The sequence below is a fragment of the Sphingopyxis sp. LC363 genome (genome assembly GCF_000756385.1).
Lineage (GTDB): Bacteria > Pseudomonadota > Alphaproteobacteria > Sphingomonadales > Sphingomonadaceae > Sphingopyxis.
Window position 1 is genome coordinate 33,491 of the sequence record NZ_JNFC01000005.1, and the last position, 23,960, is coordinate 57,450.

20 protein-coding genes and 3 tRNA genes are annotated in these 23,960 nt (G+C 64.6%); 12 read left to right on the plus strand and 11 right to left on the minus strand.

Features of this window, described 5'->3' with window-relative positions; all coding sequences use genetic code 11:
- Positions 1-193: 193 nt before the first annotated feature.
- The 4 genes from FG95_RS03000 to FG95_RS03015 all read left to right on the plus strand — a co-directional run bounded on the left by FG95_RS03000 (position 194) and on the right by FG95_RS03015 (position 7,988).
- Positions 194-1,198: a DUF11 domain-containing protein gene (locus tag FG95_RS03000; protein ID WP_235211436.1), complete on the plus strand. Its 1,005-nt coding sequence runs from the start codon at positions 194-196 to the stop codon at positions 1,196-1,198.
- Positions 1,199-1,209: 11 nt separating this feature from the next.
- Positions 1,210-1,674 carry a DUF11 domain-containing protein gene (locus tag FG95_RS03005; RefSeq protein ID WP_081932978.1) on the plus strand — a complete coding sequence of 155 codons (465 nt, stop codon included), beginning with the start codon at positions 1,210-1,212 and terminating at the stop codon, positions 1,672-1,674.
- A gap of 73 nt (positions 1,675-1,747) precedes the next feature.
- Positions 1,748-2,815, plus strand: coding sequence for a DUF11 domain-containing protein (locus FG95_RS03010; RefSeq protein WP_052182028.1), 1,068 nt, complete (start codon positions 1,748-1,750; stop codon positions 2,813-2,815).
- Positions 2,816-2,882: 67 nt separating this feature from the next.
- A complete protein-coding gene (locus tag FG95_RS03015) occupies positions 2,883-7,988 on the plus strand; it encodes a DUF11 domain-containing protein (RefSeq protein ID WP_037553901.1) in 5,106 nt (1,701 codons plus the stop codon).
- Positions 7,989-8,131: 143 nt separating this feature from the next.
- On the opposite strand, the gene FG95_RS03020 is transcribed toward FG95_RS03015, so the two are convergent.
- From FG95_RS03020 to thyA, 4 genes are all read right to left on the minus strand, one after another.
- A complete protein-coding gene (locus tag FG95_RS03020) occupies positions 8,132-9,433 on the minus strand; it encodes a dihydrolipoamide acetyltransferase family protein (RefSeq protein ID WP_037553902.1) in 1,302 nt (433 codons plus the stop codon).
- A 4-nt stretch (positions 9,434-9,437) separates the two neighbouring features.
- The gene (locus FG95_RS03025; RefSeq protein ID WP_037553956.1) at positions 9,438-10,442 is read right to left on the minus strand and encodes an alpha-ketoacid dehydrogenase subunit beta; all 1,005 of its coding nucleotides are present in this window, start codon (positions 10,440-10,442) and stop codon (positions 9,438-9,440) included.
- 17 nt (positions 10,443-10,459) lie between these two features.
- Positions 10,460-11,770 (minus strand): 3-methyl-2-oxobutanoate dehydrogenase (2-methylpropanoyl-transferring) subunit alpha, encoded by a 1,311-nt coding sequence (locus FG95_RS03030; RefSeq protein WP_037553903.1) that lies wholly within the window; start codon positions 11,768-11,770, stop codon positions 10,460-10,462.
- 93 nt (positions 11,771-11,863) lie between these two features.
- Positions 11,864-12,799 (minus strand): thymidylate synthase, encoded by a 936-nt coding sequence (gene thyA / locus FG95_RS03035; protein WP_037553904.1) that lies wholly within the window; start codon positions 12,797-12,799, stop codon positions 11,864-11,866.
- Positions 12,800-12,953: 154 nt separating this feature from the next.
- Here thyA and FG95_RS03040 point away from each other — a divergent pair, with 154 nt between their 5' ends.
- Positions 12,954-13,382: a JAB domain-containing protein gene (locus FG95_RS03040; protein ID WP_037553958.1), complete on the plus strand. Its 429-nt coding sequence runs from the start codon at positions 12,954-12,956 to the stop codon at positions 13,380-13,382.
- A 107-nt stretch (positions 13,383-13,489) separates the two neighbouring features.
- Positions 13,490-13,566, plus strand: a tRNA-Pro gene (locus tag FG95_RS03045).
- Between the two features lie 185 nt (positions 13,567-13,751).
- On the opposite strand, the gene FG95_RS03050 is transcribed toward FG95_RS03045, so the two are convergent.
- The gene (locus tag FG95_RS03050; protein WP_235211437.1) at positions 13,752-14,576 is read right to left on the minus strand and encodes an N-formylglutamate amidohydrolase; all 825 of its coding nucleotides are present in this window, start codon (positions 14,574-14,576) and stop codon (positions 13,752-13,754) included.
- Between the two features lie 192 nt (positions 14,577-14,768).
- Here FG95_RS03050 and cpdR point away from each other — a divergent pair, with 192 nt between their 5' ends.
- Positions 14,769-15,146, plus strand: a complete 378-nt coding sequence (cpdR, locus tag FG95_RS03055; protein ID WP_037553906.1) for a cell cycle two-component system response regulator CpdR — start codon at positions 14,769-14,771, stop codon at positions 15,144-15,146.
- 208 nt (positions 15,147-15,354) lie between these two features.
- A tRNA-Val gene (locus tag FG95_RS03060) sits at positions 15,355-15,429 on the plus strand.
- A 43-nt stretch (positions 15,430-15,472) separates the two neighbouring features.
- On the opposite strand, the gene FG95_RS03065 is transcribed toward FG95_RS03060, so the two are convergent.
- On the minus strand, positions 15,473-16,264 hold the full coding sequence (locus FG95_RS03065; RefSeq protein ID WP_037553960.1) for an SDR family oxidoreductase: 792 nt from the start codon (positions 16,262-16,264) through the stop codon (positions 15,473-15,475).
- A gap of 106 nt (positions 16,265-16,370) precedes the next feature.
- On the opposite strand from FG95_RS03065, the gene FG95_RS03070 reads away from it, so the two are divergent.
- A complete protein-coding gene (locus tag FG95_RS03070; protein ID WP_037553907.1) occupies positions 16,371-17,240 on the plus strand; it encodes an alpha/beta hydrolase in 870 nt (289 codons plus the stop codon).
- Positions 17,241-17,322: 82 nt separating this feature from the next.
- The gene (locus FG95_RS03075; RefSeq protein WP_235211441.1) at positions 17,323-18,012 is read left to right on the plus strand and encodes an energy transducer TonB; all 690 of its coding nucleotides are present in this window, start codon (positions 17,323-17,325) and stop codon (positions 18,010-18,012) included.
- Between the two features lie 70 nt (positions 18,013-18,082).
- On the opposite strand, the gene FG95_RS03080 is transcribed toward FG95_RS03075, so the two are convergent.
- Positions 18,083-18,175, minus strand: a tRNA-Ser gene (locus FG95_RS03080).
- Positions 18,176-18,418: 243 nt separating this feature from the next.
- On the opposite strand from FG95_RS03080, the gene FG95_RS03085 reads away from it, so the two are divergent.
- The gene (locus FG95_RS03085) at positions 18,419-19,198 is read left to right on the plus strand and encodes a DUF1134 domain-containing protein (RefSeq protein ID WP_037553961.1); all 780 of its coding nucleotides are present in this window, start codon (positions 18,419-18,421) and stop codon (positions 19,196-19,198) included.
- A 228-nt stretch (positions 19,199-19,426) separates the two neighbouring features.
- Positions 19,427-20,554 (plus strand): GGDEF domain-containing protein, encoded by a 1,128-nt coding sequence (locus tag FG95_RS03090; protein WP_235211438.1) that lies wholly within the window; start codon positions 19,427-19,429, stop codon positions 20,552-20,554.
- Between the two features lie 55 nt (positions 20,555-20,609).
- Here the strand turns inward: FG95_RS03090 and FG95_RS03095 are convergent, their stop codons facing one another.
- From FG95_RS03095 to petA, 4 genes are read right to left on the minus strand one after another with little or no spacing between them, the layout of a single operon-like run.
- The gene (locus FG95_RS03095; RefSeq protein WP_037553909.1) at positions 20,610-21,164 is read right to left on the minus strand and encodes an adenine phosphoribosyltransferase; all 555 of its coding nucleotides are present in this window, start codon (positions 21,162-21,164) and stop codon (positions 20,610-20,612) included.
- Positions 21,165-21,192: 28 nt separating this feature from the next.
- Positions 21,193-22,005, minus strand: coding sequence for a cytochrome c1 (locus tag FG95_RS03100; RefSeq protein WP_037553910.1), 813 nt, complete (start codon positions 22,003-22,005; stop codon positions 21,193-21,195).
- A 31-nt stretch (positions 22,006-22,036) separates the two neighbouring features.
- A complete protein-coding gene (locus FG95_RS03105) occupies positions 22,037-23,323 on the minus strand; it encodes a cytochrome b (RefSeq protein ID WP_037553911.1) in 1,287 nt (428 codons plus the stop codon).
- A gap of 13 nt (positions 23,324-23,336) precedes the next feature.
- Positions 23,337-23,894 carry a ubiquinol-cytochrome c reductase iron-sulfur subunit gene (petA, locus tag FG95_RS03110; protein ID WP_037553912.1) on the minus strand — a complete coding sequence of 186 codons (558 nt, stop codon included), beginning with the start codon at positions 23,892-23,894 and terminating at the stop codon, positions 23,337-23,339.
- Between the last annotated feature and the right edge of the window lie 66 nt (positions 23,895-23,960).

Sequence of the window (23,960 nt, forward strand, 5' to 3'; positions counted from 1 at the left end):
CCCGCTTCTCCTCGTTAACCGCCTCACCTTACGCGCGCTTTCCTTGCCGCGCCAGCCGCCCTGTTTCGCGCCGGGCAAGGACCGCACCTGTCCCTAATTGGAGCAAAACATCCTCTTCTACCTGCATTTTAACCAGAAATTACCCTTTATCGGCGACTGACGGCTCCAAGGACCAACCTGTTTCGGAGTCAAAATGATGATGATAGCGCCTGTGGGGGGCGCGAAGCATCGGCTTCTTCCCTCTTGTTCGATCGTTGCCCTGCTCGCCGCGCTCGCGCTGCCGATGCAGGCCGACGCCGCCGGCACACGCGCCGGCTCCACCATCAGCAACACCGCGACCGCGAGCTTCGATGCCGGCGGCGGCGCGACGACGATCGATTCGAACCGCGTCGACCTGCTCGTCGACGAGCTGCTCGACGTCACCGTCGATTCGAGCAACCCCGCCGACGTCCCGACGACGCCCGGCGCGACGGGTCAGGTGCTGACCTTTTCGGTCACCAACAACGGCAACGGCGTCGAGGCCTTCGCCCTGACGACGATCGCCAATGCGGGCGGCGACGATTACGACCCCGCTGTCACGCAAATCTATCTCGACAATGGCGACGGCCTTTTCGATTCGAGTACCGACGCGCTTTATACGCCGGGCGCGAACGACCCGTCGTTCGATCCCGACGAAAGCGTGACGGTCTTCGTCCTCGCAACGACCCCGGGTTCGGCCGCCGACGGCAATCGCGGTATCATCAGCCTCGCCGCCGCCGCAAAAACGGGCACGGGCGATCCCGGCGACAGCTTCGCGGGACAAGGCGAAGGCGGCGGCGATGCTGTCGTCGGCTCGACCGGCGCCGACGGGCAGGACGCGGGTGCATTCCTCGTTTCGGCCGCGACCGTGACGCTCGTCAAATCGGCGGTCGTCACCAATTCGCTGAGCACAGCCGACCCGATCCCGGGTGCGACGATAACCTACACGATCGTCGCCACCGTCGCCGGCAGCGGCTCGGTGAACGGCCTCGCGATCACCGACGATATTCCGGCGGACACCAGCTATGTCCCCGGGTCGATCACGCTCGGCGGCAGCGTGCTCTCCGACGCGGCTGATGCCGACGCCGGCAATTATAACGGCACGCGGATCAACGTCGCGCTCGGCACCGTTGCCGGCGGCCAGACCCGCACCGTCACCTTCCGCACCACGATCGATTGATGGAGATGCCCATGCGCACCGGCCTTTTCCTTTTGCTCGCCGCACTGATGCCCGGTCCGGCGCTTGCCGCGAACCAGGTCGCGCTCGACAATCATGTGTTCGTCGAGCGCGTTTCGACCGACGCCGAGGGCAAGCAACGCATATTGCTCGAAGAACCCAAGGTCGTCGTTCCCGGCGACCGGCTCGTCTTCGTGCTCAACTATCGCAACGCCGGCGCGCAGCCGGCCGACAAGTTCGTCGTCACCAATCCGATGCCCGCGGCGGTTCGCTTCGCGGACGCCGGCGACACGCGGCCTTTCGTCTCGGTCGATGGCGGCAAGCAGTGGGGACTGCTTGCCGACCTCAGCGTTCCGATGGCGGACGGCACGCGCCGCGCCGCGCAACCCGCCGACGTGACGCATATCCGCTGGGCTTTCCAGACCCCGATCCCGGTCGGCGGCACGGGCAAGCTCATGTTTCGGGGAGTTGTCAAATAGCGAAGTGAAATAACCGCTTAACGGTCGCCAGCGGTGGGGAAACGGCGACCACATAAAGCCCAGGAGCTCAGCTATGACCAGCAAGCTGACTTATATGGGTGCCATCGGTCTGACGGCGCTTTCGAGCGTCGCCGCCGCGCCGGCCCTTGCCGCCGGCACGACCGCGGGCACCACGATCACCAATACCGCCACCGTCGACTATCAGGTCGGTGGCGTCGCGCAGGGCCAGCAATCGGCCTCGAACAATTTCACCGTCGACCGCAAGATCAACCTGCTCGTCGAGGAAGTCGCGGATCTCACGACGACCGTCGTGCCCGGGCAGGCCAATGCGGTCACCACTTTCCAGTTGACCAACATATCGAACGAGACGCTCGATTTCGCGCTAGTGGCGACGCAGATCGTCGGCGGCACCGCCTCGCACGGCGGCAGCGACAGCTTCAACGTCAACAATGTCCGCATCTATCGCGACAATATCTCGTCGGGGACGATCGGCAGCTGGGATGCGGGCGATACGCTGATCACCGGCTATGTCGACGAACTCGTCGTCGATACCGCAATCCGCCTGTTCGTCGTCGCCGATATCCCGGCAGCCCTCGCGAACAATTCGGTGGCGGGCGTAACGCTCCGCGCGACCGCCCGCGAAGGCGGGAGCATCGGAACCCAGGGGGCGGCTATTACCGAGACGGCCGGCGCGAACACCGCCGGCAAGGACACGGTATTCGCCGATATCACGGCGGGCGTCGCCGGCGATGCGGCCCGTGATGGATCGCACAGCGATAACGACGATTATACGGTGCAGACGGCGACGCTTGCGGTCACGAAGACCAGTCGCATCATCTCGGATCCGGTCAATGCTACGTCCAATCCGAAGCTGATACCCGGCGCGGTCATCGAATATTGCATTGCGGTCGCCAATAGCGGCAGCGCCGCGGCGACATCGGTGGTCATCACCGACCCGGTTCCGGGCCAGTTGACGTTCAATGCGGGCTCGATCCTGCTCGGCGGAACGGTCACCAGCGGAACGTGCGATTTCAACGGCGCGACGGGCGGCAGCTATGCGGCGCCGAACGTATCGGGGACGATCGCGTCGATCGCCGCGGGCACCGCCAGCACGCTCGTCTTCCGCGCGACCGTCAACTGACCGGGTAACGAAGGGGGCTGCGGGCGATCCGGCAAAGCCGGCGTCCGCAGCCTCCTTCGGGGCTTGTATGGCACTCCGCACGACCTTTTCCGGCCTCGTGACCGCCCTGGTCGCGGCAGCGCTGCTGCCCGCAACCACGGCCGATGCGCAGATGATCAGCAACACCGCTTCGGCGCAGTGGACGCATGACGGGCGCCCCGGTCAAGCGCTGTCGAACCGCGTCGATGTAACTGTCAGCCCGCAACCGCCCGACCGCCCGACGATTACCACCTATCGCCTGACGAACGGCGGTGGCACCAAATCGGCACCGATCGCGCCGACGCAATGCAGCCGCGCCGCCGCGCGTAGCGCGACGAGCACGATCAGCCTCGGCGGCGCCTATGCGGGCATATCGACCGCTCCGGCGTCGCTGCAAAGCACCGACAATTTCCGTGCCGGCGAAGTGCTGGTGGTGGGAATCACGCTCGCATCAGCGAATAGCGATCCACAGGCGCGCGACATTCTCTCCGTCGCTCTCGAACTCGAAAACGGCGATCGCGAGCAAATCGGCTTGACCGAGACCGCGGCCAACAGCGGCGAATTCGTCGGCTTCATCAACACGATCGGCGTCCCTCCCGCCGTCGTGCAGGGCGATTGCCGCCTGTCGGTCAATCCCGGCGCCCCGGTGGCGCTACGCTTCACCGGTTCGGCAAACGCCAGCCTCGTTGGGCTCGCGACGATCAATTTCCTCGTCGACCCGTTCGGCATCGTCTTCGACAGCGGCGACGGCGCGCCCGTTGCCGGCAGCCGCGTGACGATCGTCGACGCAGCGACCGGCCAGCCGGCACCGGTGTTCGGCGACGACGGCGTCTCGGCCTATCCGTCGAGCGTGGTCACGGGCCAGAGCGTCACCGACGCGGGCGGCACCGTCTACGACTTTCCGCCGGGCGACTATCGCTTTCCTTTTGTCACACCCGGCAGCTACCGCCTCATCGTCGAACCGCCAGCGCCGTTCACCGCGCCTTCGAAGTCAAACGCCGCCGATCTGGCGAGCTTGCGACGCCCCGACGACGGCCAGCCGTTCGAGATCACGCGCGCAAGCTACGGCGATATATTCACGCTGAGCAGCCCCGCCCCCGTGCGCGTCGATATTCCCGTCGATCAGCCGGGGGTGCCGCTGGTTCTGCGTAAAACGACCTCGACACAGGTCGCGGTGCCCGGCGACGTGATCCAGTATCGCATCGAGGTTGCGAACCGCGATGCCCGCCGCAGCACCGGCGCCGTCACGGTGCGGGATCTGCTGCCCACCGGCATGCGCCTCCGCGCCAATACGGTGCGCATCGACGGCGTCCGCACCGACGCTCTCGTCCAAGCGAATGGCCGCGAGTTCGCGGTCACCCTGCCCGGTATTGCCGCGTCGCGATCGCTGCTTCTCACCTATCTCGCCGAGGTCATTGTGTCGGCGCAGCCCGGCAATGCGCTCAACCGTGCGAGCGCGACCGACAACCGTGGAACACAAAGCAATATCGCCGAAGCGACGATCGCGATCAAACGCGACCAGCTCGGCGACCGCATGACGATCATCGGCCGCATTACCGACGGCGGCTGCAGCGTCGATCCGGGCAAGGCCGACGGCATCGGCGGCGTTCGCGTGATGCTGCAGGACGGTAGCTACACCGTCACCGACGAGGACGGCCGCTATCATTTCGAGGGCGTGCGCCCCGGCATCCATGTCGTCCAGATCGACCCGTCGACGTTGCCGCTCGATCGCGAAGCGGTCGATTGCGCCCGTTCGACGCAGAGCGCCGGCAGCGCCATCTCGCGCTTCGTCAAAGGGCGCGGCGGGTCGCTGAAGCGCGCCGATTTCCGCGCGTTCGCCGCTACGCCCCGCGCCGCGCCCGACAAGGCGACCATCAAGGCGCCCAAGGTTCTGAGCGATCCCGAAGCCGCCGGTGGGGGCCGCGACTGGCTTGCCGGCCAGGCACCGGGCATCGGCTGGCTCTTTCCCGAAAGCGACCACAATCCGCGCGCGAAGGCGATCCGCGCCGCGATCAAGCACGCGCCCGGGCAGACGGTGTCGCTTCACGTCAACGGCAAGCCCGCCGATCCACTGACCTTCGAGGGCGTGAGCAAGTCGGCCGACGGCAGCGTCGCGGTCAGCCTGTGGCGCGGCCTCGAAATCCGCGAAGGCGAAAACCGTCTTGTCGCCGAGGTGAAGGACGCGAACGGCGCCACCGTCGAAACGCTCGAACGCACCGTCCATTATTCGATCACCCCGATGCGCGCATCGCTGATCCGCGAAAAGTCGGCGCTCGTCGCCGATGGCGTGACGCGGCCGGTGATCGCGGTGCGCCTGACCGATCGCGACGGCAAGCCGATCCGCGACGGGCTGACGGGGGATTTCAGCGTTCCCGCTCCCTATTACCCGGCGGTCGAGGCCGACGCGCAGCAGGCGCGCCAGCTCGCGGGTCTCGAACGCGCGCAGCCGGTGTGGAAAATCGACGGCGACGACGGCATTGCCTATATCGAACTCGAACCGACGACGGCATCGGGCACGCTCGCGATCGATTTCATCTTCCGCGACGACAAGGTGACGCGCAAGCAGACGATCGAGGCCTGGCTCGATCCTGGCAATCGTCCGTGGACTGTGGTCGGCTTCGCCGCCGGCACGCTCGGATACAACAGGCTGGACGACCGGATGGAGCCGGTGGCCGAGACGCTCGACGATCTCAACGCCGATGCGCGTCTCGCCTTGTACGCCAAGGGCCGCGTGCTCGGAAAATGGCTGATGACGCTCGCATACGACAGCGACAAGGACAAGGACGACGCGCGCTTCGGCGGCGTGATCGACCCGCGCGCCTATTACACCATCTACGCCGACCGCAACGAGACGCGCTACGACGCCGCCTCGGTCCGCAAGCTCTACCTGCGGCTCGAACGTGCGCAATTCTATGCGATGTTCGGCGATATCGAGACCCGCATTTCCGAACCCGAACTCGCCCGCTACCAGCGCGCGCTCAACGGCGGCAAGGCGGAGTATCGCGGCCGCAACCTCGCCGCGACCGCCTTCGTCGCCGACACCCCCTATCGCTTCCGCCGAGACGAAATTCAGGGTAACGGCCTGACGGGCCCGTACCAGCTCGGCGCCAAGGACATCTTGCCGAACAGCGAGCGGATTGTCCTCGAAACGCGCGATCGGCTGCACAGTGAGCGCATCGTCGAGAGCATCAGCCTATCGCGCCATGTCGATTACGACATCGATTATCTGGCGGGCACGATCCGGTTGCGCGAACCGGTGCTCAGCCGTTCTTCCGCGCTCGATCCACAATTCATCGTCGCCGAATATGAGGTCGACGGCGTCGGCCAGCGTGTGCTCAATGCGGGCGGCCGCGTCAGCTACCAGTCGAGCGACGAGACATTGCGCGTCGGCGCGACTTTCATCCACGACGAGGACGGCAACGCCCGCACCGACCTCGGCGGGATCGACGCGCGCTATCGCCCGACGATCGAGACCGAGGTGCGCGCCGAACTCGCGGTAAGCGAAGCCAAGGCGGTCAACGGCGGCACGGCCGCCGCCGGCACCGCGAAGGCATGGCTGATCGAAGCCGAGCATCATAGCAGCAACGCCGACTTTCTCACCTATGTCCGCGAGCGCGAGGCTGGTTTCGGCACCGGCCAGCTCAACAGCGGCGAGAACGGGACGCGCAAGTTCGGTTTCGACGCGCGCGTGAAAGCCAGCCGCAACCTGTCGGTGATGGGCAGCGCGTGGCAGGAAGATTATCTCGAAACCAGCGCGCGACGCCGCGCGGCGCGCGCGCGCGCCGAATATGACAATGGCAACAGCGTCATGCGTGCCGGACTGACCCATGCCGAGGACCGCTTGGCCGATGGCACGCGTAACCGGTCGGACATCATCCAGCTCGGCGCGACGCAGCGGCTCTTCGCCAAACGGCTCGAACTCGATGCGCAGACCGAATTCGCGCTGGGCGGGAAAGATGCGAGTGTTGATTTCCCGACCCGCCATCGCCTCGGCGCGCGTTTTGCGGTGACCCGTGACGTCAATTTCGTCGGCAGCTACGAGATCGCCGACGGCGATACGATCAAGGCGCGCACCGCGCGGCTCGGCTTCGACCTGGCGCCATGGTCGGGCGCGCGATTGCTCGCGACAGCGAACCGGCAGGAGATTGGCGAATATGGCCCGCGCAGCTTCGCCGCCTATGGCCTGTCGCAATCGCTGAAGCTCAGCGAGCGCGTGTCGGTCGATGTATCGGTCGACAGCAACCGGACGCTCGACGGCGTCCGCGCGAAGGACGTGCTCAATGTCGATCATCCGGTCGCGTCGGGAGGCTTCCTCGGCGGTAACGGCGCGCTGACCGAAGATTTCGTCGCGATCAGCACCGGCGCGACCTATCGCGCCGGCCGCTGGACGCTGACCGGCCGCGCCGAATATCGCGACGGCGAACTCGCCAACCGGTACGGCCTGACGCTCGGCGGTCTCCGCCAGCTCGGCGAAGGCCGCGCGCTTGGCGCCCTTTTCACCTACGCCAAGGCGAGCGGCAGCGGCGCGACGCCAACGACCGAGGTCATCAACTTCGAATTGAGCTGGGCCCACCGCCCCGCTGATTCGCGCGTGTCATGGCTGGGCAAGAGCGAATTCCGTTCGGACAAGGTGCGCGACGCCGTCGCGGGCGAGGCCAGCCCGATCGGCGGCGGCGCGCTGACCATCGATGGCGACGCGACGAGCCGCCGCGCGCTCAACAGCCTGTCGGTCAACTGGACGCCGATGGGCAACCGCGAGGTGGGCGGCCGCCGCGGCGGCGACCGGATGTGGTATGAACGCGGCGAATTCGGCTTCTTCTGGGGCACGCGCTATAATTTCGACAAATTCGGCGCCGACGACGTCAAGGGCTGGTCGAACCTGCTCGGCGCCGATTTCCGCTTCAACCTCGGTGAGCATATCGACGTCGGGGCATCGGGCACCGTGCGCGTCGGCACCGGCGGCGACACCGCGAGCTGGGCGGGAGGCCCGACGGTCACGCTGGCGCCGATGAAGAATGCGAATGTGACGTTCGGCTATAATTTCGCGGGGTTTCACGACCGCGATTTCGAGGATGCGCGTTATTCGCGCTCGGGCGCCTATGTGACCTTCAAGCTGAAGTTCGACCAGTCGAGTTTTCAGGGGTTGGGCTTGTAATGGCTAATCCTCCCTGTGGCGAAGCCATGGAGAGGTGACAGCGCGAAGCGCTGACGGAGGGGCAAGGAAGCAACGTTGCTCGCCCCTCCACCACCCTTCGGGCGGTCCCCCTCCCCACCGCTTCGCGGCAGGGAGGATTAATCTCAATCCGCGAACAGCAGGACCGGCGTCTCGATCAATTTCTTGAGCGCCTGCACATAGCTCGCGGCGTCCCAGCCATCGACGACGCGGTGGTCGCAGCTTATCGACAGGTTCATCAGCTTCGCGCGGCGGATATCGTCGCCGTCGAACACCGGGCGTTCGACGATCTTGTTCGGGCCGATGATCGCGACCTCGGGCCGGTTGATCACCGGGGTCGTCGCGATGCCGCCGAGCGGGCCGAGCGAGGTCACGGTCAAAGTGCCGCCGGTTAATTCCTCGACCTTCGCCTTGCCCGTGCGCGCGGCTTCGGCAAGGCGCGCGATCTCGCTCGCAAGCTGCCAGACATTCTTGTCCTGCGCATCACGGATCACCGGAACCATCAGCCCCGCGTCGGTCTGCGTCGCCATGCCGAGATGCACCGCGCCGTGGCGCGTGACCACGCCGCCTTCGTCGTCGTAGCGCGCGTTGATCATCGGAAATTCGGGAATCGTGCGGCAGATCGCGACGATCAGGAAGGGCAGCATCGTCAGCTTGGGACGGCCACCACGGTTGGCGTTGAGGTCGGCGCGCATCTCTTCGAGCGCGGTAACGTCCATTTCCTCGACATAGGTGAAGTGCGGGATCGCGCGTTTCGACGCCGCCATATTCTCGGCAATCTTGCGGCGCATGCCGATGACCTTGATCGGCTCGTCGGCGCGCGCACGGCTGGCGCCGGGGGCGTGATAGCCCTGCCCCGCGCTGTAACGCAGGAAGGCATCGAGATCGGCGTGACGGACCCGGTCGCCATCGGATTGCACCTGTGACAGATCGATGCCCAGATCCTTGGCGCGCGCGCGGACAGCGGGCGATGCCAGGACAGCCTTATCTCCCCTCCCGCTTGCGGGAGGGGTCGGGGGAGGGGTTGTTTCAGAAACGGCCGGAGTGGGCTCAACAGGCCCTTCCGCAACCGGGAGCGAAACCGCCTCAGCATCCGAAACCTCTTCGGCCCCCGGCGTCTCCGAGACAATCTCTTCTTCGATCGGCGTATCGGCAGGGGGCGCTTCAACCTCGCCCTCCCCATCGCCATCGGTCTCGATCACCGCGAGCGTCGAGCCGATCGGGATCAGGTCGCCGACCTCGCCCGCCAGTTCAACGACGATCCCCGACACGGGCGATTCCATTTCGACGGTCGCCTTGTCGGTCATCATGTCGGCAAGCTGCGCATCTTCCTCGACGCGTTCGCCTACACGCACGTGCCAAGCGACAATTTCGGCCTCGGCGATGCCTTCGCCGATGTCGGGCAGACGGAATGAATAGCGGGCCATGGCGTCAGTCCTTCAAAATCTTGGTCAGCGCGGTCGCGATACGCACCGGGCCGGGGAAATAGGCCCATTCGAGGCTATGCGGATAAGGCGTGTCGAAGCCGGTGACGCGCTCGACCGGCGCCTCGAGATGATAGAAGCAGCGTTCCTGCACCAGCGCGGCGAGTTCGGCGCCGAAGCCCGAGGTGCGCGTCGCTTCGTGGATGATCAGGCAGCGGCCGGTCTTTTTCACCGACGCCTCGATCGCTTCGATATCGAGCGGCAGCAGCGTACGCAGGTCGAGAATCTCGGCGTCGATGCCCATTTCCTCGACGATCGTCTTGGTCACATGCACCATCGTGCCATAGGCGAGGATCGTCAGCGCCTCGCCGGCGCGAACCGTCGCCGCCTTGCCGAGATCGATGCGGTAATAGCCCTCGGGCACCGCGCTCGCGTCATGCTTCGACCAGGGTTCGACCGGGCGGTCGTAATAGCCGCTGAACGGGCCGTTATAAATGCGCTTGGGTTCGAGGAAGACGACGGGATCATTATCCTCGATCGCCGCGATCAGCAGACCCTTTGCATCATAGGGATTCGACGGAATCACCGTCTTCACGCCGCAGATGTGCGTCATGATGCTTTCGGGCGACTGGCTGTGCGTCTGGCCGCCGAAAATACCGCCGCCGAACGGGGTGCGCACGGTCATCGGACAGATGAAATCGTTCGCCGAACGATAGCGCAGGCGCGCCGCCTCGCTGACCAGCTGGTCGAGCCCGGGATAGATATAGTCGGCGAACTGGATCTCGGGAACCGGGCGAAGGCCATAGGCGCCCATGCCGACCGCGACCCCGATGATCCCGCACTCGTTGATCGGCGTGTCGAACACCCGGGTCTTGCCATGCTTTCTCTGGAGGCCCGCGGTGGCGCGGAACACGCCGCCGAAAAAGCCGACATCCTCGCCCATCACGACGGTCGCCGGATCGCGTTCGAGCATGACGTCCATGGCGCTGTTGATCGCCTCGATCATGTTCATCGTTTTGGTTTCGGCCATCATTCGGGCTTCCAATCCGGGCCGAACTTGGCCTCTTGCTCGGCGAGCATCTGATCGCATTGCTCCTTGAGATGCCAAGGCATCTCCTCGAACACATCCTCGAACATCGTCTCAAACGGCTGGTGCATCCCGTGCCCCAATATGCCGAGCTTTTCAGATTGTTTCTGCGTCGTCTTGACCAGCTCGTCGAGCTCCTTCGCCTGCGCCGCGTGGCGCTCCTCGTCCCATTCGCCGAGCGTGATCAGGTGCTGCTTGAGCCGCGCGATCGGGTCGCCGAACGGCCAGGCGGTCGCTTCGTCGGCGGCGCGATAGGCGCTCGGGTCGTCCGAGGTGCTGTGCCCCTCGCTGCGATAGGTGAAATGCTCGATCAAAGTCGGGCCGTTGTTCGTCCGCGCCCGGTCCGCCGCCCATTGCGTCGCGGCGTAAACCGCGAGCGGGTCGTTGCCGTCGACGCGCAGCCCGGCGATGCCATATCCGACCGCGCGCGCCGCAAAGGTTGTCCGCTCGCCGCCGGCAAAGCCCGAGAAGCTCGAGATCGCCCACTGGTTGTTCACGACGTTGAAGATGACCGGTGCGTTGTAGACGGTCGCAAAGGTCAGCGCCGAATGGAAGTCGCCCTCCGCCGACGAGCCTTCGCCGCACCATACGGTCGCGATACGGCTGTCGCCCTTCGACGCCGAAGCCATCGCCCAGCCCACCGCCTGCGGATATTGCGTCGCGAGATTGCCCGACACGCTGAAGAAGCCATGCTCGGGCGCCGAATACATGATCGGCAACTGGCGACCGAGCAGATGATCGCCGCGATTCGAATAGATCTGGTTCATCATCTGGATCAGCGGATAATCGCGCGTGATCAATATGCCCTGCTGGCGATAGCTCGGGAAAACCATGTCGGTCCGGTCGATCGCCATCGTCGAGGCGACCGAGGTCGCTTCCTCGCCGGTACACTTCATATAGAAGCTCGTCTTGCCCTGCCGCTGCGCGCGGAACATCCGGTCGTCGAACGCCCGCGTCAGCATCATGTTGCGCAGCATCGAACGGAGCCGCTCGGGCGAGAGCCGGGGATCCCACTGCCCCTTCGCCTGCCCATCGAAATCGAGCACACGGACAAGACCATAGCAAAGCTCGCGCATCGCATCGGGCTTGGTCGCTTCGCCGGGGCGCGGGGTCGCTTCGACGGCGGGGACCTCGATATCGCCGAAGTCGGGCGTGTCGCCCGGACGATAGCGCGGTTCCGGGATATGAAGCGACAGCGGCGGCAAATTGCTCGCCGGACGCCCAACCTCCTTTTGGGGGGTCGTCTCAGGCATATCTTCTTCCCTTCGGGCGCGAATCGCGCACCTAGTTATATTTCAACGTGGCGACATATTATTACTGTCGTCATACGAATGCAATGCCGGCGGTCAGACCGCTACCGGCGCGGAAATATGCGCTTGCGGCGCATAATCCTCGACCGCGAAATCCTCGAATCTATAGTCGAATATGCTCGAAGGCCGGCGAATGATGCGCAGCTTCGGCGCGCCTTCGGGAATGCGCTGCAACTGCCGTTCGACCAGTTCGGCGTGATTGAGATAGAGATGGACGTCACCGCCGGTCCAGACGACTTCATGCGCAGTGAGATCGCACATCTCGGCGATCATCCGCGTCAGGAGCGCCGCCTCGAAGATGTTGAACGCAAAGCCGAGACCGAGGTCGCACGACCGCTGGAAGAGCAGGCACGACAGTCCGCCGTCGCTGCGGATGTGGAACTGATAGGTCATGTGGCAGGGTGGCAGCGCCATCCGGTCGAGATCGGCGACGTTCCAGCCGGTGAAGATATGCCGGCGCGACCCCGGATTGTTGCGAAGCGAATCGATCAGCGCCGCGATCTGGTTGTGGCCCCGCTCGGAGCGGCGGAAGAGTCCGTCGCCCGCCGGCTCGTAGCGGGGCCAGTTCACCCATTGGTGCCCATAGACCGGCCCGAGATCGCCCCACTTGGCGGCGAAATCCACGTCGGCGATGATCCGCGCCTCGAAATCCTCGGCGCTGATCGCCTCACCCGTCGCGCGGCGATATTTGTCGAGCGGCCAGTCGGTCCAAATCCGCACGCCTTGCGCAACGAGCGACCGGATATTGGTGTCGCCGGTCAGGAACCACAGCATCTCGCGCAGCGCGGTCTTCCAATAGACGCGCTTGGTGGTCAGCAGCGGAATCGCATCGTCCTTCAGCGAGAATCGCATCGTCTCGCCGAACAGCGAGCGCGTGCCGACGCCGGTGCGATCGACGCGCTCGTCGCCTTCGACCCAGATCCTGCGCATCAGGTCGAGATATTGCAGTTCATAATGGATGGAATCAGACAAGACTCGGCTCCCGGCTTTGTCCCTTGGTGCTAGGCTTCGCGCCGCGACGGGACAAGGGAACAACATGGGAAGCGGCATGGCTTGCGTCACAAAGCCTCCGATGCGGGGCAGTCGGACGTTGGGAATCGCGCTGCGTGAGCGCATGGGGACGGCGATGACCCTGTTCGAACCCCTCGGCAAAGCGCCGGATCCGGCGGCGCTGGCTGGCTTCGTGCCGTGCCAGCTTGAGGATGATTTCGCGCGCCTTTTGCTGCGCCCGATGTTCAACGACGAGCGCGAAACCCTGTTCCTCGCCGCATTCGACGCCTTCGAACGCCTCGTGCGGCTCGAACGCGTCGATGGCGATAGATCGGGCCGCTGCGTTATCCCGCCGAGCGCTTGGCGCACGCTCGTCGATGGCGGCATTACGACGGTCGTCATGGCGCACAACCACCCCTCCGACACGCCCTGGCCGAGCGATGCCGACATCCGCGCGACGCACGCTGCCGCGCTTTTCCTGCGGACCATGGACATCGATCTGGCCGATCATCTGATTTTCGTTGCGGGCGGTCATTTCAGCTTTCGAACTGCCGAAATGCTGTAGCTACGGCAATTGCATTGAATGTGCCGATTGGCGCTTGAAGTTCACAGATTGCGCGTCTAGAGGACCGCCCTGCCTTCGCGGCGACCCCGGTCGGCGCGCAGATCGGTCGGGGAGTAGCTCAGCCTGGTAGAGCACTGTCTTCGGGAGGCAGGGGCCGGAGGTTCGAATCCTCTCTCCCCGACCAATTTCCTGCAAATTGCAGATTCTATACTGTCGCTTCTTGTAAGTCGGCGAACAAATCCCTAAATTCAAACTACGCCGCCATGGTTTTCCCCCTTTCCATCGCGGCCAGTGTCCCGTCAGCTTTGGCGCGGACGCGTCCTCCCTGGACCCTGGCCACCTCGTACTTCGGTACGAGGTGGTTTTTTATTATTCGGCTGCCTCGGGATAAATTTCCGAGTCGGGGGTCGCTCGACCGACCTCGGCAACAAGGTTCGAAAACCAGTTCGCAAGACGCATGACCCGTTCCGAATCCGGCGTTCGGCCGGGCGCGAGATACAGGCTTCGGTCGATCTCGATCTGCACGGCATGGATCGCATGTCCCGGCTTCCCATGTGTTCGAACGATATGCCCGCCGGCATAGGGCTGATTTCGCGACAGCGGCGCGCCCAGACACTCCGCCGATGCCATGACCCGATCGACCAGCCATGCGCCCGCCGTCGCTCCGAAATGGTCGCCAACGACGATTCGCGCACCATGCCCCATCTGGCCGGCAGGAATCGGGGGCATCGAATGCAGGTCGATCAGGATCGCATGTCCGAACCGGCGCCGCGCCTCCTCCAGCGTGCGGGCCAGCGCAGCATGATAGGGCCGGTGGAACGATTCGAGCCGCCAATGCAGTGCTGCATGATCGATCGGCCGCCTCCACAGCGGCCCGCAGTCGGCAAGCCGCGTCGGAATCACGCCGAGCCCCGCACGCTCCTTTCGCCCCGGCGCCGAAAATTGCATCCGAAGCGGCATCGCGACCTCGCCCGGCGCCATCTGCCCTTCGCCGCGATTGAGGTCGGCTACCGCGCGTGCCCACAGGGCCTGCACGACGGTGGCACCCGCATCGGCGGCACCCGCGGCGATCAGGTCGCACCAGCTATCCTCGAGCCGTTCGAGCTCGGGCCGGCCAACGCGGGCGGCGGCGAGGATCTCGGGCGGATAGATGCGCCCGGCGTGCGGCACCGACACCACGACCGGGCTGCTCACCTCAGGCCGGTTGACAGCGATGGCCGTGGGCGGAATGGTGCGGGAGGGCATGAACGATGGGTGGCAAAAAAAGCCGGACAAATCCAGTGTCCGCGTCAATTTGTTAAATCTCTGACGCTATGCCGGACGGGATTTTGAAGGCGCATTCCGAACGAATGGGCGGCGCCGAAAGACCAGGGAACAGATTTCAGCATGACTCGCATTTTGCTCGCCGAAGACGATGATGTGATGCGCGAGTATCTGGCGCGAGCGCTGACAACCGCCGGCTATCACGTCACTGCGGTCGACCGCGGCACCGCCGCCGTGCCCTATATCGATTCGGGAACCTTCGACCTGCTCCTCTCCGATATCGTCATGCCCGAAATGGACGGGATCGAACTTGCGCAGCACACCGCGAAGGCGGCGCCGCAGACGCAGGTGATGTTCATCACCGGATTCGCCGCGGTGTCGTTGCGCGCCGAGGAAAATGTGCCGCAGGCCAAGCTCTTGTCGAAACCCTTCCACCTCAAGGATCTGGTGCGCGAGGTCGACAATCTGTTCGGCCGTGCGGACCGGTCGAACCAGCAATAGCCTTCTTTTCCGCTCGCGCGGAGGCGGCACCGGCCCGGTCCCCCAGCGCCCCAAGACGACGCGTGGCGTCGAAGGGCCTCCCTGACGATAGTAGCCTATGGGAGGCCGGGTGGGGGAGCGGGCCGGTGCCGAACTGTTGGAACAGACTCGAAGGAAGGGCTTGCCAAGCCGCGCAGAGGCCTTTAGGGGCCGCGTCACCCCAAGGGATGGGCGTGTAGCTCAGTGGTAGAGCACTGTGTTGACATCGCAGGGGTCGCAAGTTCAATCCTTGCCACGCCCACCATTAAAAACGCCGCCGCCCCATCGGGTTGGCGGCGTTTTTGCTGTCAGGCCATTCCCTTCGTCAGGTCGCCGCGCGACGCGTCGCCGATCTGGCTGCCGCCGTCGCAGTCGAGAATCGTGCCGGTGATATAGCCCGCGGCCGGCGAGCAGAGGAACACCGCCGATTCGGCGACCTCTTCGATCCGGCCCCACCGTTTCATCGCGATCCGGTCGTAATGCGCAGCCCGTGTTTCGGCGTCGGGCGCGAGGCGCTTGATCCCTTCGGTATCGGCGATCGGTCCCGGCGAGATGCCGTTCACCCGCACCTCCGGCCCCCACTCGAGCGCGAGCACGCGAATCAGCTGGTTGATCCCCGCCTTCGCCGCACAGGCATGCGCCTGCAAAGCCGAGGCGTTGATCGCTTGCCCCGCGGTAATCGCGATCAACGAGGCGCCCGGCCGGTTGAGCAGATCATGACAGCCACGAAACACGTTGAAGGTGCCGTTGAGGTCGATGTCGACGACCGTGCGAAAGGCGTTCGCCGACATGCCGAGCACGGGTGCGAGGAAATTCCCCGCCGCGCCCGAAATCACGATATCCATCGGCCCCAGTTCGCCCGCGACCTGTTCCATCACGCCGCGGATCGCAGAAAAATCGCGCACGTCGCCCGTAAGGCCGAGCGCCCCCTTGCCGATCTCCGCTGCCGCGCGCGCCGCCTTATCGGGATCGCGCCCGGCGACGGCGACCTTCGCGCCGAGTTCGGCAAAGCGTTTCGCGATGCCAAGGTTGATGCCGCTTGTGCCGCCTGCGACAAAGGCGGTCTTTCCTGCCAGCAGGTTATCCCGAAATGTCGACATCGCATTCATCCTCTTCTCCACGGTTGGCGACGACCTGGACGATGCGGGGTTGACGGATCGAAACCAGTCGCCTTTTGAAACTGGAACAGACAGCAAGGATGATCCGATGGCAAGTGCCGGCCCCACCTCGAACAGCTTCATCTCGCAGCGGCTGAAACTTCATTATGTCGACTGGGGCAATCGCGGCGCGCCGCCGCTTCTCCTCGTCCACGGCGGCCGCGACCATTGCCGCAACTGGGACTGGGTCGCCGAAAAGCTCCGCGATCGCTACCATATCATCGCCCCCGACCTTCGCGGTCATGGCGACAGCGCCTGGTCGCCCGACGGCAATTACGACATGGACGGCTTCGTCTACGACCTCGCGCAGCTGATCCATCAGCTCGACCTCGGACCGCTGTCGATCGTCGCGCATTCGATGGGGGGGAATATCGCGCTGCGCTATACCGGCCTTTATCCGGACAATGTCCGCAAGCTCGTCGCGATCGAAGGGCTCGGGCCCTCCCCCAAGGTGATCGCCGAGCGCGCGAAGACCAGCTATGCAGAGCGTTTCCGCAAATGGATCGACGACAAGAGGCAGGCGGCGGGACGCACCCCGCGCCGCTACGCTACGCTCGAAGATGCACTGGCGCGCATGATGGGCGAGAACGCCTATCTGACCGAAGCGCAGGCGCGCCACCTGACGATCCACGGCATCAGCCGTAACGAGGACGGGACGTGGAGCTGGAAGTTCGACAATTATCTGAACGTCTGGCCCGCCTTCGACATGCGGCAGGACGACATCGCGTCGCTATGGGGCGCGATCGCCTGCCCCACCCTGCTCCTCTATGGCGCGAACAGTTGGGCCTCGAATCCCGAGAAGGACGGCCGGCTCGAGCATTTCAACACAGCAAAGGTCATCGAGTTCGAAAATGCCGGCCACTGGCTGCACCACGATCAGTTCGACCGGTTCATGTCCACGCTAGACGAATTCCTCTAAGCCGGACGTCGATTGCGCGCCGCGGCGCGCGATGAGAGGCGGCGCGATGGCCTATACGGGGCACATATCGACAAGACAGCGTGTGTTGGCCGGCGGCAGCGCCCTGATGATCGTCGTCGCGGTCGGTTTCGGTCTTGCGAGCGGCCTCGACCTCGACGTCGTTCGCAAGGCGAGTGAAGCCATCACGGCTATCGCGATCCCGGCCCCTCCCCCGCCCCGCTCGGAGGCTCGGCCTGCGGAGACACCAAGCGAAAAGGCCAGCGGCAAGGCCTCGCCCGCCAACAAGGAGGCAAGGGCCACGGCGGTTGCCGCGCCGCCACCGAAGCTGCCGCCGGTCATCCCGCCCGTCGCGGCTGCGCCGAAACCCGGGGCCGGCAACGATATCTCGGCGGGCGCCGCCCCCCAAACCGGACCGGGATCAGGTGCAGGCGGGCGCGGCGACGGGACGGGCGCAGGCGGCGCGGGGAGCGGCACCGGCGGGGGCACCAAAGCTGCGTGGCGGAGCGGGACGATCCGCGACCGCGATTATCCGCGCGAAGCGAGCCGGGCGAAAACCGGGGGCGAGGTCGAGGTGCGCTTCACCATCGAGGCCAGCGGCCGGGTCAGCGGGTGCCGCGTCACCCGGTCGAGCGGCGACGCTTCGCTCGACGAAACGACGTGCCGGCTAATCGAGGAGCGGTTTCGCTTCAAGCCCGCGACCAACGCGGCGGGCGAGGCAATCGCAAGCCCCTATGGCTGGCGGCAGACATGGTGGCTGGAGCGGCGGCGCTAGGGGCCGGACAGCGGCCGGAGGGACCACCCGGTAGGACGGTCGGCTCGCTTCGATCGATCGGGAAATGAGGTGGCGGAGACGGAGGGATTCGAACCCTCGGTACCGGATTTACCAGTACGACGGTTTAGCAAACCGTTGGTTTCAGCCACTCACCCACGTCTCCGCATGGTCTGCCGCGCTAACGGCAGTCTGGCCTAGGCGGGTCGCTATAGCTATGCGCTTCGCGCCCCGCAACGCCAAAGATTGTGCTTTTTTGACGTCGCCGCGGCCATTTCGTCGCGCGAACGATTCGATCCGGCGCAAATTCGACTCGGGTCATCGCCCGTTCATTGCCCGGGCGCCAAAGCGAGTCATGATTAACGCAGGTTTCGCCGTGAAGGCGCGGTTCGATTTTTGGGGGTCCACTATGCGGAAGACGTTCACCAGCCTTGCTTTTGCGGCGATGGCATCGCTCGGCCTCGCGCTGACGCCGCTGCCCGCGGCGGCGCAGATGCGCGAGATCGACCCCAGCAACATGGAAATCGATTCCGACCTCGATAATCCCGCCCCGCCGCCGGTGACGAGCTCGACGACGGACCCGTCTTACGACAGCGACCTTGCGACCGGCGATCAGCAGACGAGCGAAGTGCCCATCGACGGCAGCACGGCGGCTAGCGCCGCTCCCGCCGACGTGACGGCCACCGACGTTTCCGCCGACGCCAGTTCGACCTATAAGAAGGATGATCTGATTGGCGCCGCCGAAGGCATCTTCGGCAAGGGCGCGCAGGGGCTTGCCGGCTTGATCGAGGATATCCTCAAGGAACAGGGCGAACCCAATGCCTATATCGTCGGGCGCGAGGCGGGCGGCGCGCTGGTGGTCGGGCTGCGCTACGGGTCGGGGACGCTCCACCACAAGATCGAGGGCGAGCTTCCCGCCTATTGGACCGGCCCGTCGATCGGTTTCGACGCCGGCGCCAATGCCGGCAACACCTTCGTCCTCGTCTATAACCTCTTCGACAGCGAGGACCTCTACAAGCGTTATCCGGCGGGCGAAGGCGCCGCCTATCTGGTCGGCGGCTTCAACGCGAGCTATCTGCGCCGCGGCGACGTCGTGCTCATCCCGATCCGCGTCGGCGTCGGCGCACGGCTCGGCGCGAACGTCGGCTATATGAAGTTCCGCAAGAAACAGAATTGGCTGCCATTCTGATAACAACCCGTTTGCCACGGGGGCGATAGCCCGCGCTTCGGCGCGGGCTTTTTCTTTGCGCGGCGGCTCGATCCGCCCTTTTCTGGCGTCGGGCGATCCATCGTTACCGGACGTTAATATGATTGGTGCACAGTGGGCAGCATGAGACGGTCGGATTCCTCCACACCGATCGAGCCGCGCCGCTTTCGCTTTCGGATTTTTCCCAGCCCGGCGGCCCTGCCGTTACCGGTGTATCGCGATTTTGTGGCGATGCTGTACAGCATGTGGCTTCCCATATCCGGGCTCGGAATCGTGTTCGTCGGCATCTGCCTGCTTGTCGGCCGCGAGCTCGAAAGCCCCTTCCTGCTCTTTCTGGCCGCAATGGGCGCTCTCACCACCCTTCTGCGCCTCGCCACCATCCGTGCCTATTCCCGCGCCGCCCCGGTGGGCAGTTTCGACGACCTCAGACGCTGGGAACGGCGTTACGCGATCGGAAACTATGCCTTCGCGATCCTGTTGGCACTTCTCAACATGGTCGCAATCTCCGCCCATTATCCGCTGCTGCATCTCATCACGATCAGTCTGGTATTCAGCTTTGGCGCGGGTATCGTCTCGCGCACCTCGATCCGCCCGAATATCTGCGTAATCAGCCTGCTTCTCGCAACGCTGCCGACTGTTGCCGCGCTGACGCTCCATGCGCTCGAACGCCATGGCATGCCGTTGCATGCCGAACTGTTTCTGGTCGAGGCGCTGGTTGTCGCGATGATCACGGCGCTCAGCCTCCAGACCGTTGCCCACCTCTACCGCTCGGCGGTCGAGCACCATACGGCACGGCACGACATGGCGAAGCTTGCAAGAACCGACGCATTGACCGGTCTCTCGAATCGCCTGCTGCTCCGCGAACTGTTCCAGCTTCATACCGAGACGGCGATCCGCGCCAAAAACATGGTCGCACTGCATTTTCTCGACCTCGACGGCTTCAAGGCGATCAACGATCGCTACGGCCATCCGGCGGGCGACGCGTTGCTCGAACAGGTCGCGCGGCGCCTTGAGGGGATGGTTCGCGCCGACGACGTCGTGTCGCGGCTGGGCGGAGACGAATTCGTCGTGCTTCAGATCGGCTTGCGCGATGATTCCGAAGCCGAGTTGCTCGCGCGCCGGATCATCCGCGAGATCAGCAAGCCCTATGTCGTCGATGGCATATCGATGTCGGTGTCGGTCAGCGTCGGCATCGCCACCGCGCCCAAGCTGGGAGTCGAGCTGGAACGCCTTTTGGCGTGTGCCGATGCCGCTCTCTATCGCGCGAAGGCGGATGGAAAGGCGCGCGCGCTCTTCTGTATCGAAGCCGACGCTGCGATGGCCGACATGGCGGCCTGACGCCTCCCGTCCGCACAATTGTCCGAAAGGCGGCTCATCGTTTCCTTCGCCGCTGTCAGTCGCCGTCGAAGGCGATCAGCGTTTCGCACGCCAGCCCCGCCGCCGTCAGCCGCTGCGATCCTCCGAGGTCGGGCAGGTCGATGACGAACAGCGCCGCGGCGACTTCGGCGCCGACGCTCCGCATCAGCGCCGCGGCGGCGAGGATCGTGCCGCCGGTCGCGAGCAGATCGTCGACGAGGATAACGCGGTGCCCGGGCAGCACGGCGCCTTCGTGCAGTTCGAGGCGGTCGACGCCATATTCGAGTTCGTAATCGACGCCGATCGTCACGCCGGGCAGCTTGCCCGCCTTGCGCACGGGGACGACGCCGAGGCCCATCGCGGTCGCCATCGCGGCGCCGAACAGGAAGCCGCGCGCTTCGACCGCGACGACGAAATCGGGGCGATAGGCCGCCGCGCGTGCGCTCAGCCGGCGCACGCTCTCACTGAAACCGGCGGCGTCGCCGATCAGCGTCGTGATGTCGCGAAACTGGATGCCCGGCTTTGGAAAGTCCGGGATGGTGCGGACCAGCGACGTGAGGTCGAGATCCGGCTGGGGCGGAAGGGCGATCATGTGGTCACAATCGCCCTTCCCTTTTCCCTCAATGCTTCTTGTCGGCCCAGATGTTCCGGTACGACAGGTAGGTCAGCACCGTGAAGATGAGCAGGAAGAAGAAGACGGCATAACCGACCTGGATGCGCTTGATCAGCTTCGGTTCGGCAGTCCAGACCAGGAACGCGGTCACGTCCTTCGACATCTGGTCGACCGTCGCCTTGGTGCCGTCGGCATAGGTGACCTGGCCTTCGGTCAGCGGCGGCGCCATCGCGAGGTTGAGGTTCGCGAAATAGGGGTTGTAGTGCAGCCCCGTGCCCGGCTTCAGCTCTGCCGGCAGGTTCGCCGGTGGGTTCTGGAAGCCGGTCAGCAGCGAATAGACATAGTCCTTGCCACCTTCGCGCGCCTTGGTGATCAGCGAAAGATCGGGCGGCAGCGCATTGTTGTTCGCGGCGCGCGCGGCGACTTCATTCGCATAGGGCGACGGAAAATAATCCGACGGCAGGCCGTCGCGGGTCGCCGGCTCACCCGTGTCGGGGTTGATCGACGGGACCTGGAAGCCCTTGGCGAAAGTCTTGATCTGCCCTTCGGTGTATCCGAGGTCCGCAATGTCGCGGAAGGCGACGAGGTGCAGGCTGTGGCAGGCCGAGCAGACTTCCTTGTAAACCTGCATCCCGCGTTGCAGCTGGGCCTTGTCCCAATGCGGCAGCAGGATGCCGTCGCTGGCGAGCTTCAGATGCTTGGGATGCTTGTGAAACTCGTGCGCGACATTGGGCTCATTCTTGAGCGGCGTCGTGAGGATCGCGAGCACCAGCGCGGTAATGAAACCGAGACCGACGAGAAAACCGAGCGGACGAACCATGGCTGTATCAGCTCCTATTAAAGTCCGGCGCTCAGGCCGTTGCCGAAGCCGACGTCGCGTCGGTGGCGTGTTTGGCGAGGACCGCTTCGGTGATCGAATTCGGCATCGGCAGCGGGCGTTCGATCCGCGACACGATCGGCAGGATCACCAGGAAGTGAGCGAAATAATAGATCGCACCCAGCTGGCTGAGGATCACCCACGGCTGTTCGGCGGGCTGCATGCCGCACCAGCCGAGGAGCAGCACGTCGGCGACGAGGATCCAGAAGAAGATGCGGTACAGCGGACGATAGTTCGACGATTTGATCGGCGAGCTGTCGAGCCAGGGCAGGAAGAACAGCAGCGCGATCGATGCGAACATCGCGATGACGCCCCATAGCTTCGCGTCGATCCACAGGAAGTTGAAGGTGAAGGCCTTCAGGATCGCGTAGAAGGGCAGGAAATACCATTCGGGAACGATATGCGCCGGGGTTGAAAGCGAGTTCGCCGGGATATAATTGTCGGCGTGGCCGAGCGTGTTCGGGCTGAAGAAGGTCAGCGCGACGAATACGAGCAGGAAGACGCCGACGCCAAAGCCGTCCTTCGCGGTGTAATAGGGGTGGAACGGGACGGTGTCCTGTTCGTCCTTCACTTCGATGCCCGTCGGGTTCGACGAACCCGGGATGTGCAGCGCCCAAATGTGCAGGATGATGACACCCAGGATCACGAACGGCAGCAGATAGTGCAGCGAGAAGAAGCGGTTGAGCGTCGCGTTGTCGGGGACGAAGCCGCCGAGCAGCCATTCGCGCACCGGCTCGCCGACGAGCGGAATCGCCGAGAAGAAGCCGGTGATCACCTGCGCACCCCAGAAGCTCATCTGGCCCCACGGAAGGACGTAGCCCATGAAAGCGGTCGCCATCATGAGGAGGAAGATCACGACGCCGAGCAGCCACACCATCTCGCGCGGAGCCTTGTACGAACCGTAATAAAGGCCGCGGAAGATGTGGAGATAGACGACGATGAAGAACATGCTCGCGCCGTTCATATGCGCGTAGCGGATGAACCAGCCGGCGTTCACGTCGCGCATGATATGCTCGACCGAGTTAAACGCGACGTCTGCATTCGCCGCATAGTGCATCGCAAGAACGATGCCGGTGATGATCTGAATCATCAGCGCGGCGCCAGCAAGGACGCCGAAGTTCCAGAAATAGTTGAGGTTGCGCGGGACCGGATAGCCGGGCCCCGTGGCATTATAGACGAGGCGCGGAATCGGCAGCTTCTCGTCCATCCACTTCATCAGCGGATGCGTCGGCTCATAGGGTTTCGCCCAGGGAAAGCTCATCTTATTCCTCTCCTCAGCCGATCGTCACGACGGTGTCGCTGGTGAATTCATAGGGCGGCACAACCAGATTCTTGGGTGCTGGCCCTTTACGGATGCGCGCCGCGGTGTCGTAGTGCGACCCGTGGCACGGGCAGAAATAACCGCCGAAATCGCCGCGATTCTCGCCCTCGGCTGCGCCGAGCGGCACGCAGCCCAAATGGGTACAGACGCCCAGCGTGATCAGCCAGTTTTCCTTGCCCGGCTTGGTGCGCTGGTCGATCGTTTCCGGATCGCGCAGGTCGCCCATCGGGACCGCCTTGGCTTCGGCGATTTCCTTGGCGACGAGATTGCGCACGAACACCGGCTGCTTGCGCCAGCTCGTCTTGATCGCCTGCCCCGGCTGGATCGCCGAAATGTCGATCTCGGTCGACGACAGCGCGAGCACGTCGGCCGACGGGTTCATCTGGTTAAGCAGGGGCAGCACCACGGCGACCGAACCGACACCAGCGAAACTCACTGCCGCAATATTGATGAAATCCCGGCGGCGTACGCCATCTTCGATACCGGCGTTGAGTTCAGTTTCACTGGCCATTCGATTGCCCTTGTATGGGTGAACCACAATAGTTCTCGAAGGTTTGGCCGTCCCTGTTGCACGCGC

Bases quoted from the DNA above. Each gene is read 5' to 3' on its own strand.
- FG95_RS03000 (WP_235211436.1), top strand. From the start codon at position 194: ATGATGATGATAGCGCCTGTGGGGGGCGCGAAGCATCGGCTTCTTCCC.
- FG95_RS03005 (WP_081932978.1), top strand. From the start codon at position 1,210: ATGCGCACCGGCCTTTTCCTTTTGCTCGCCGCACTGATGCCCGGTCCG.
- FG95_RS03010 (WP_052182028.1), top strand. From the start codon at position 1,748: ATGACCAGCAAGCTGACTTATATGGGTGCCATCGGTCTGACGGCGCTT.
- FG95_RS03015 (WP_037553901.1), top strand. From the start codon at position 2,883: ATGGCACTCCGCACGACCTTTTCCGGCCTCGTGACCGCCCTGGTCGCG.
- FG95_RS03020 (WP_037553902.1), bottom strand. From the start codon at position 9,433: ATGGCCCGCTATTCATTCCGTCTGCCCGACATCGGCGAAGGCATCGCC.
- FG95_RS03025 (WP_037553956.1), bottom strand. From the start codon at position 10,442: ATGAACATGATCGAGGCGATCAACAGCGCCATGGACGTCATGCTCGAA.
- FG95_RS03030 (WP_037553903.1), bottom strand. From the start codon at position 11,770: ATGCCTGAGACGACCCCCCAAAAGGAGGTTGGGCGTCCGGCGAGCAAT.
- FG95_RS03040 (WP_037553958.1), top strand. From the start codon at position 12,954: ATGACCCTGTTCGAACCCCTCGGCAAAGCGCCGGATCCGGCGGCGCTG.
- cpdR (WP_037553906.1), top strand. From the start codon at position 14,769: ATGACTCGCATTTTGCTCGCCGAAGACGATGATGTGATGCGCGAGTAT.
- FG95_RS03065 (WP_037553960.1), bottom strand. From the start codon at position 16,264: ATGTCGACATTTCGGGATAACCTGCTGGCAGGAAAGACCGCCTTTGTC.
- FG95_RS03070 (WP_037553907.1), top strand. From the start codon at position 16,371: ATGGCAAGTGCCGGCCCCACCTCGAACAGCTTCATCTCGCAGCGGCTG.
- FG95_RS03085 (WP_037553961.1), top strand. From the start codon at position 18,419: ATGCGGAAGACGTTCACCAGCCTTGCTTTTGCGGCGATGGCATCGCTC.
- FG95_RS03095 (WP_037553909.1), bottom strand. From the start codon at position 21,164: ATGATCGCCCTTCCGCCCCAGCCGGATCTCGACCTCACGTCGCTGGTC.
- FG95_RS03100 (WP_037553910.1), bottom strand. From the start codon at position 22,005: ATGGTTCGTCCGCTCGGTTTTCTCGTCGGTCTCGGTTTCATTACCGCG.
- FG95_RS03105 (WP_037553911.1), bottom strand. From the start codon at position 23,323: ATGAGCTTTCCCTGGGCGAAACCCTATGAGCCGACGCATCCGCTGATG.
- petA (WP_037553912.1), bottom strand. From the start codon at position 23,894: ATGGCCAGTGAAACTGAACTCAACGCCGGTATCGAAGATGGCGTACGC.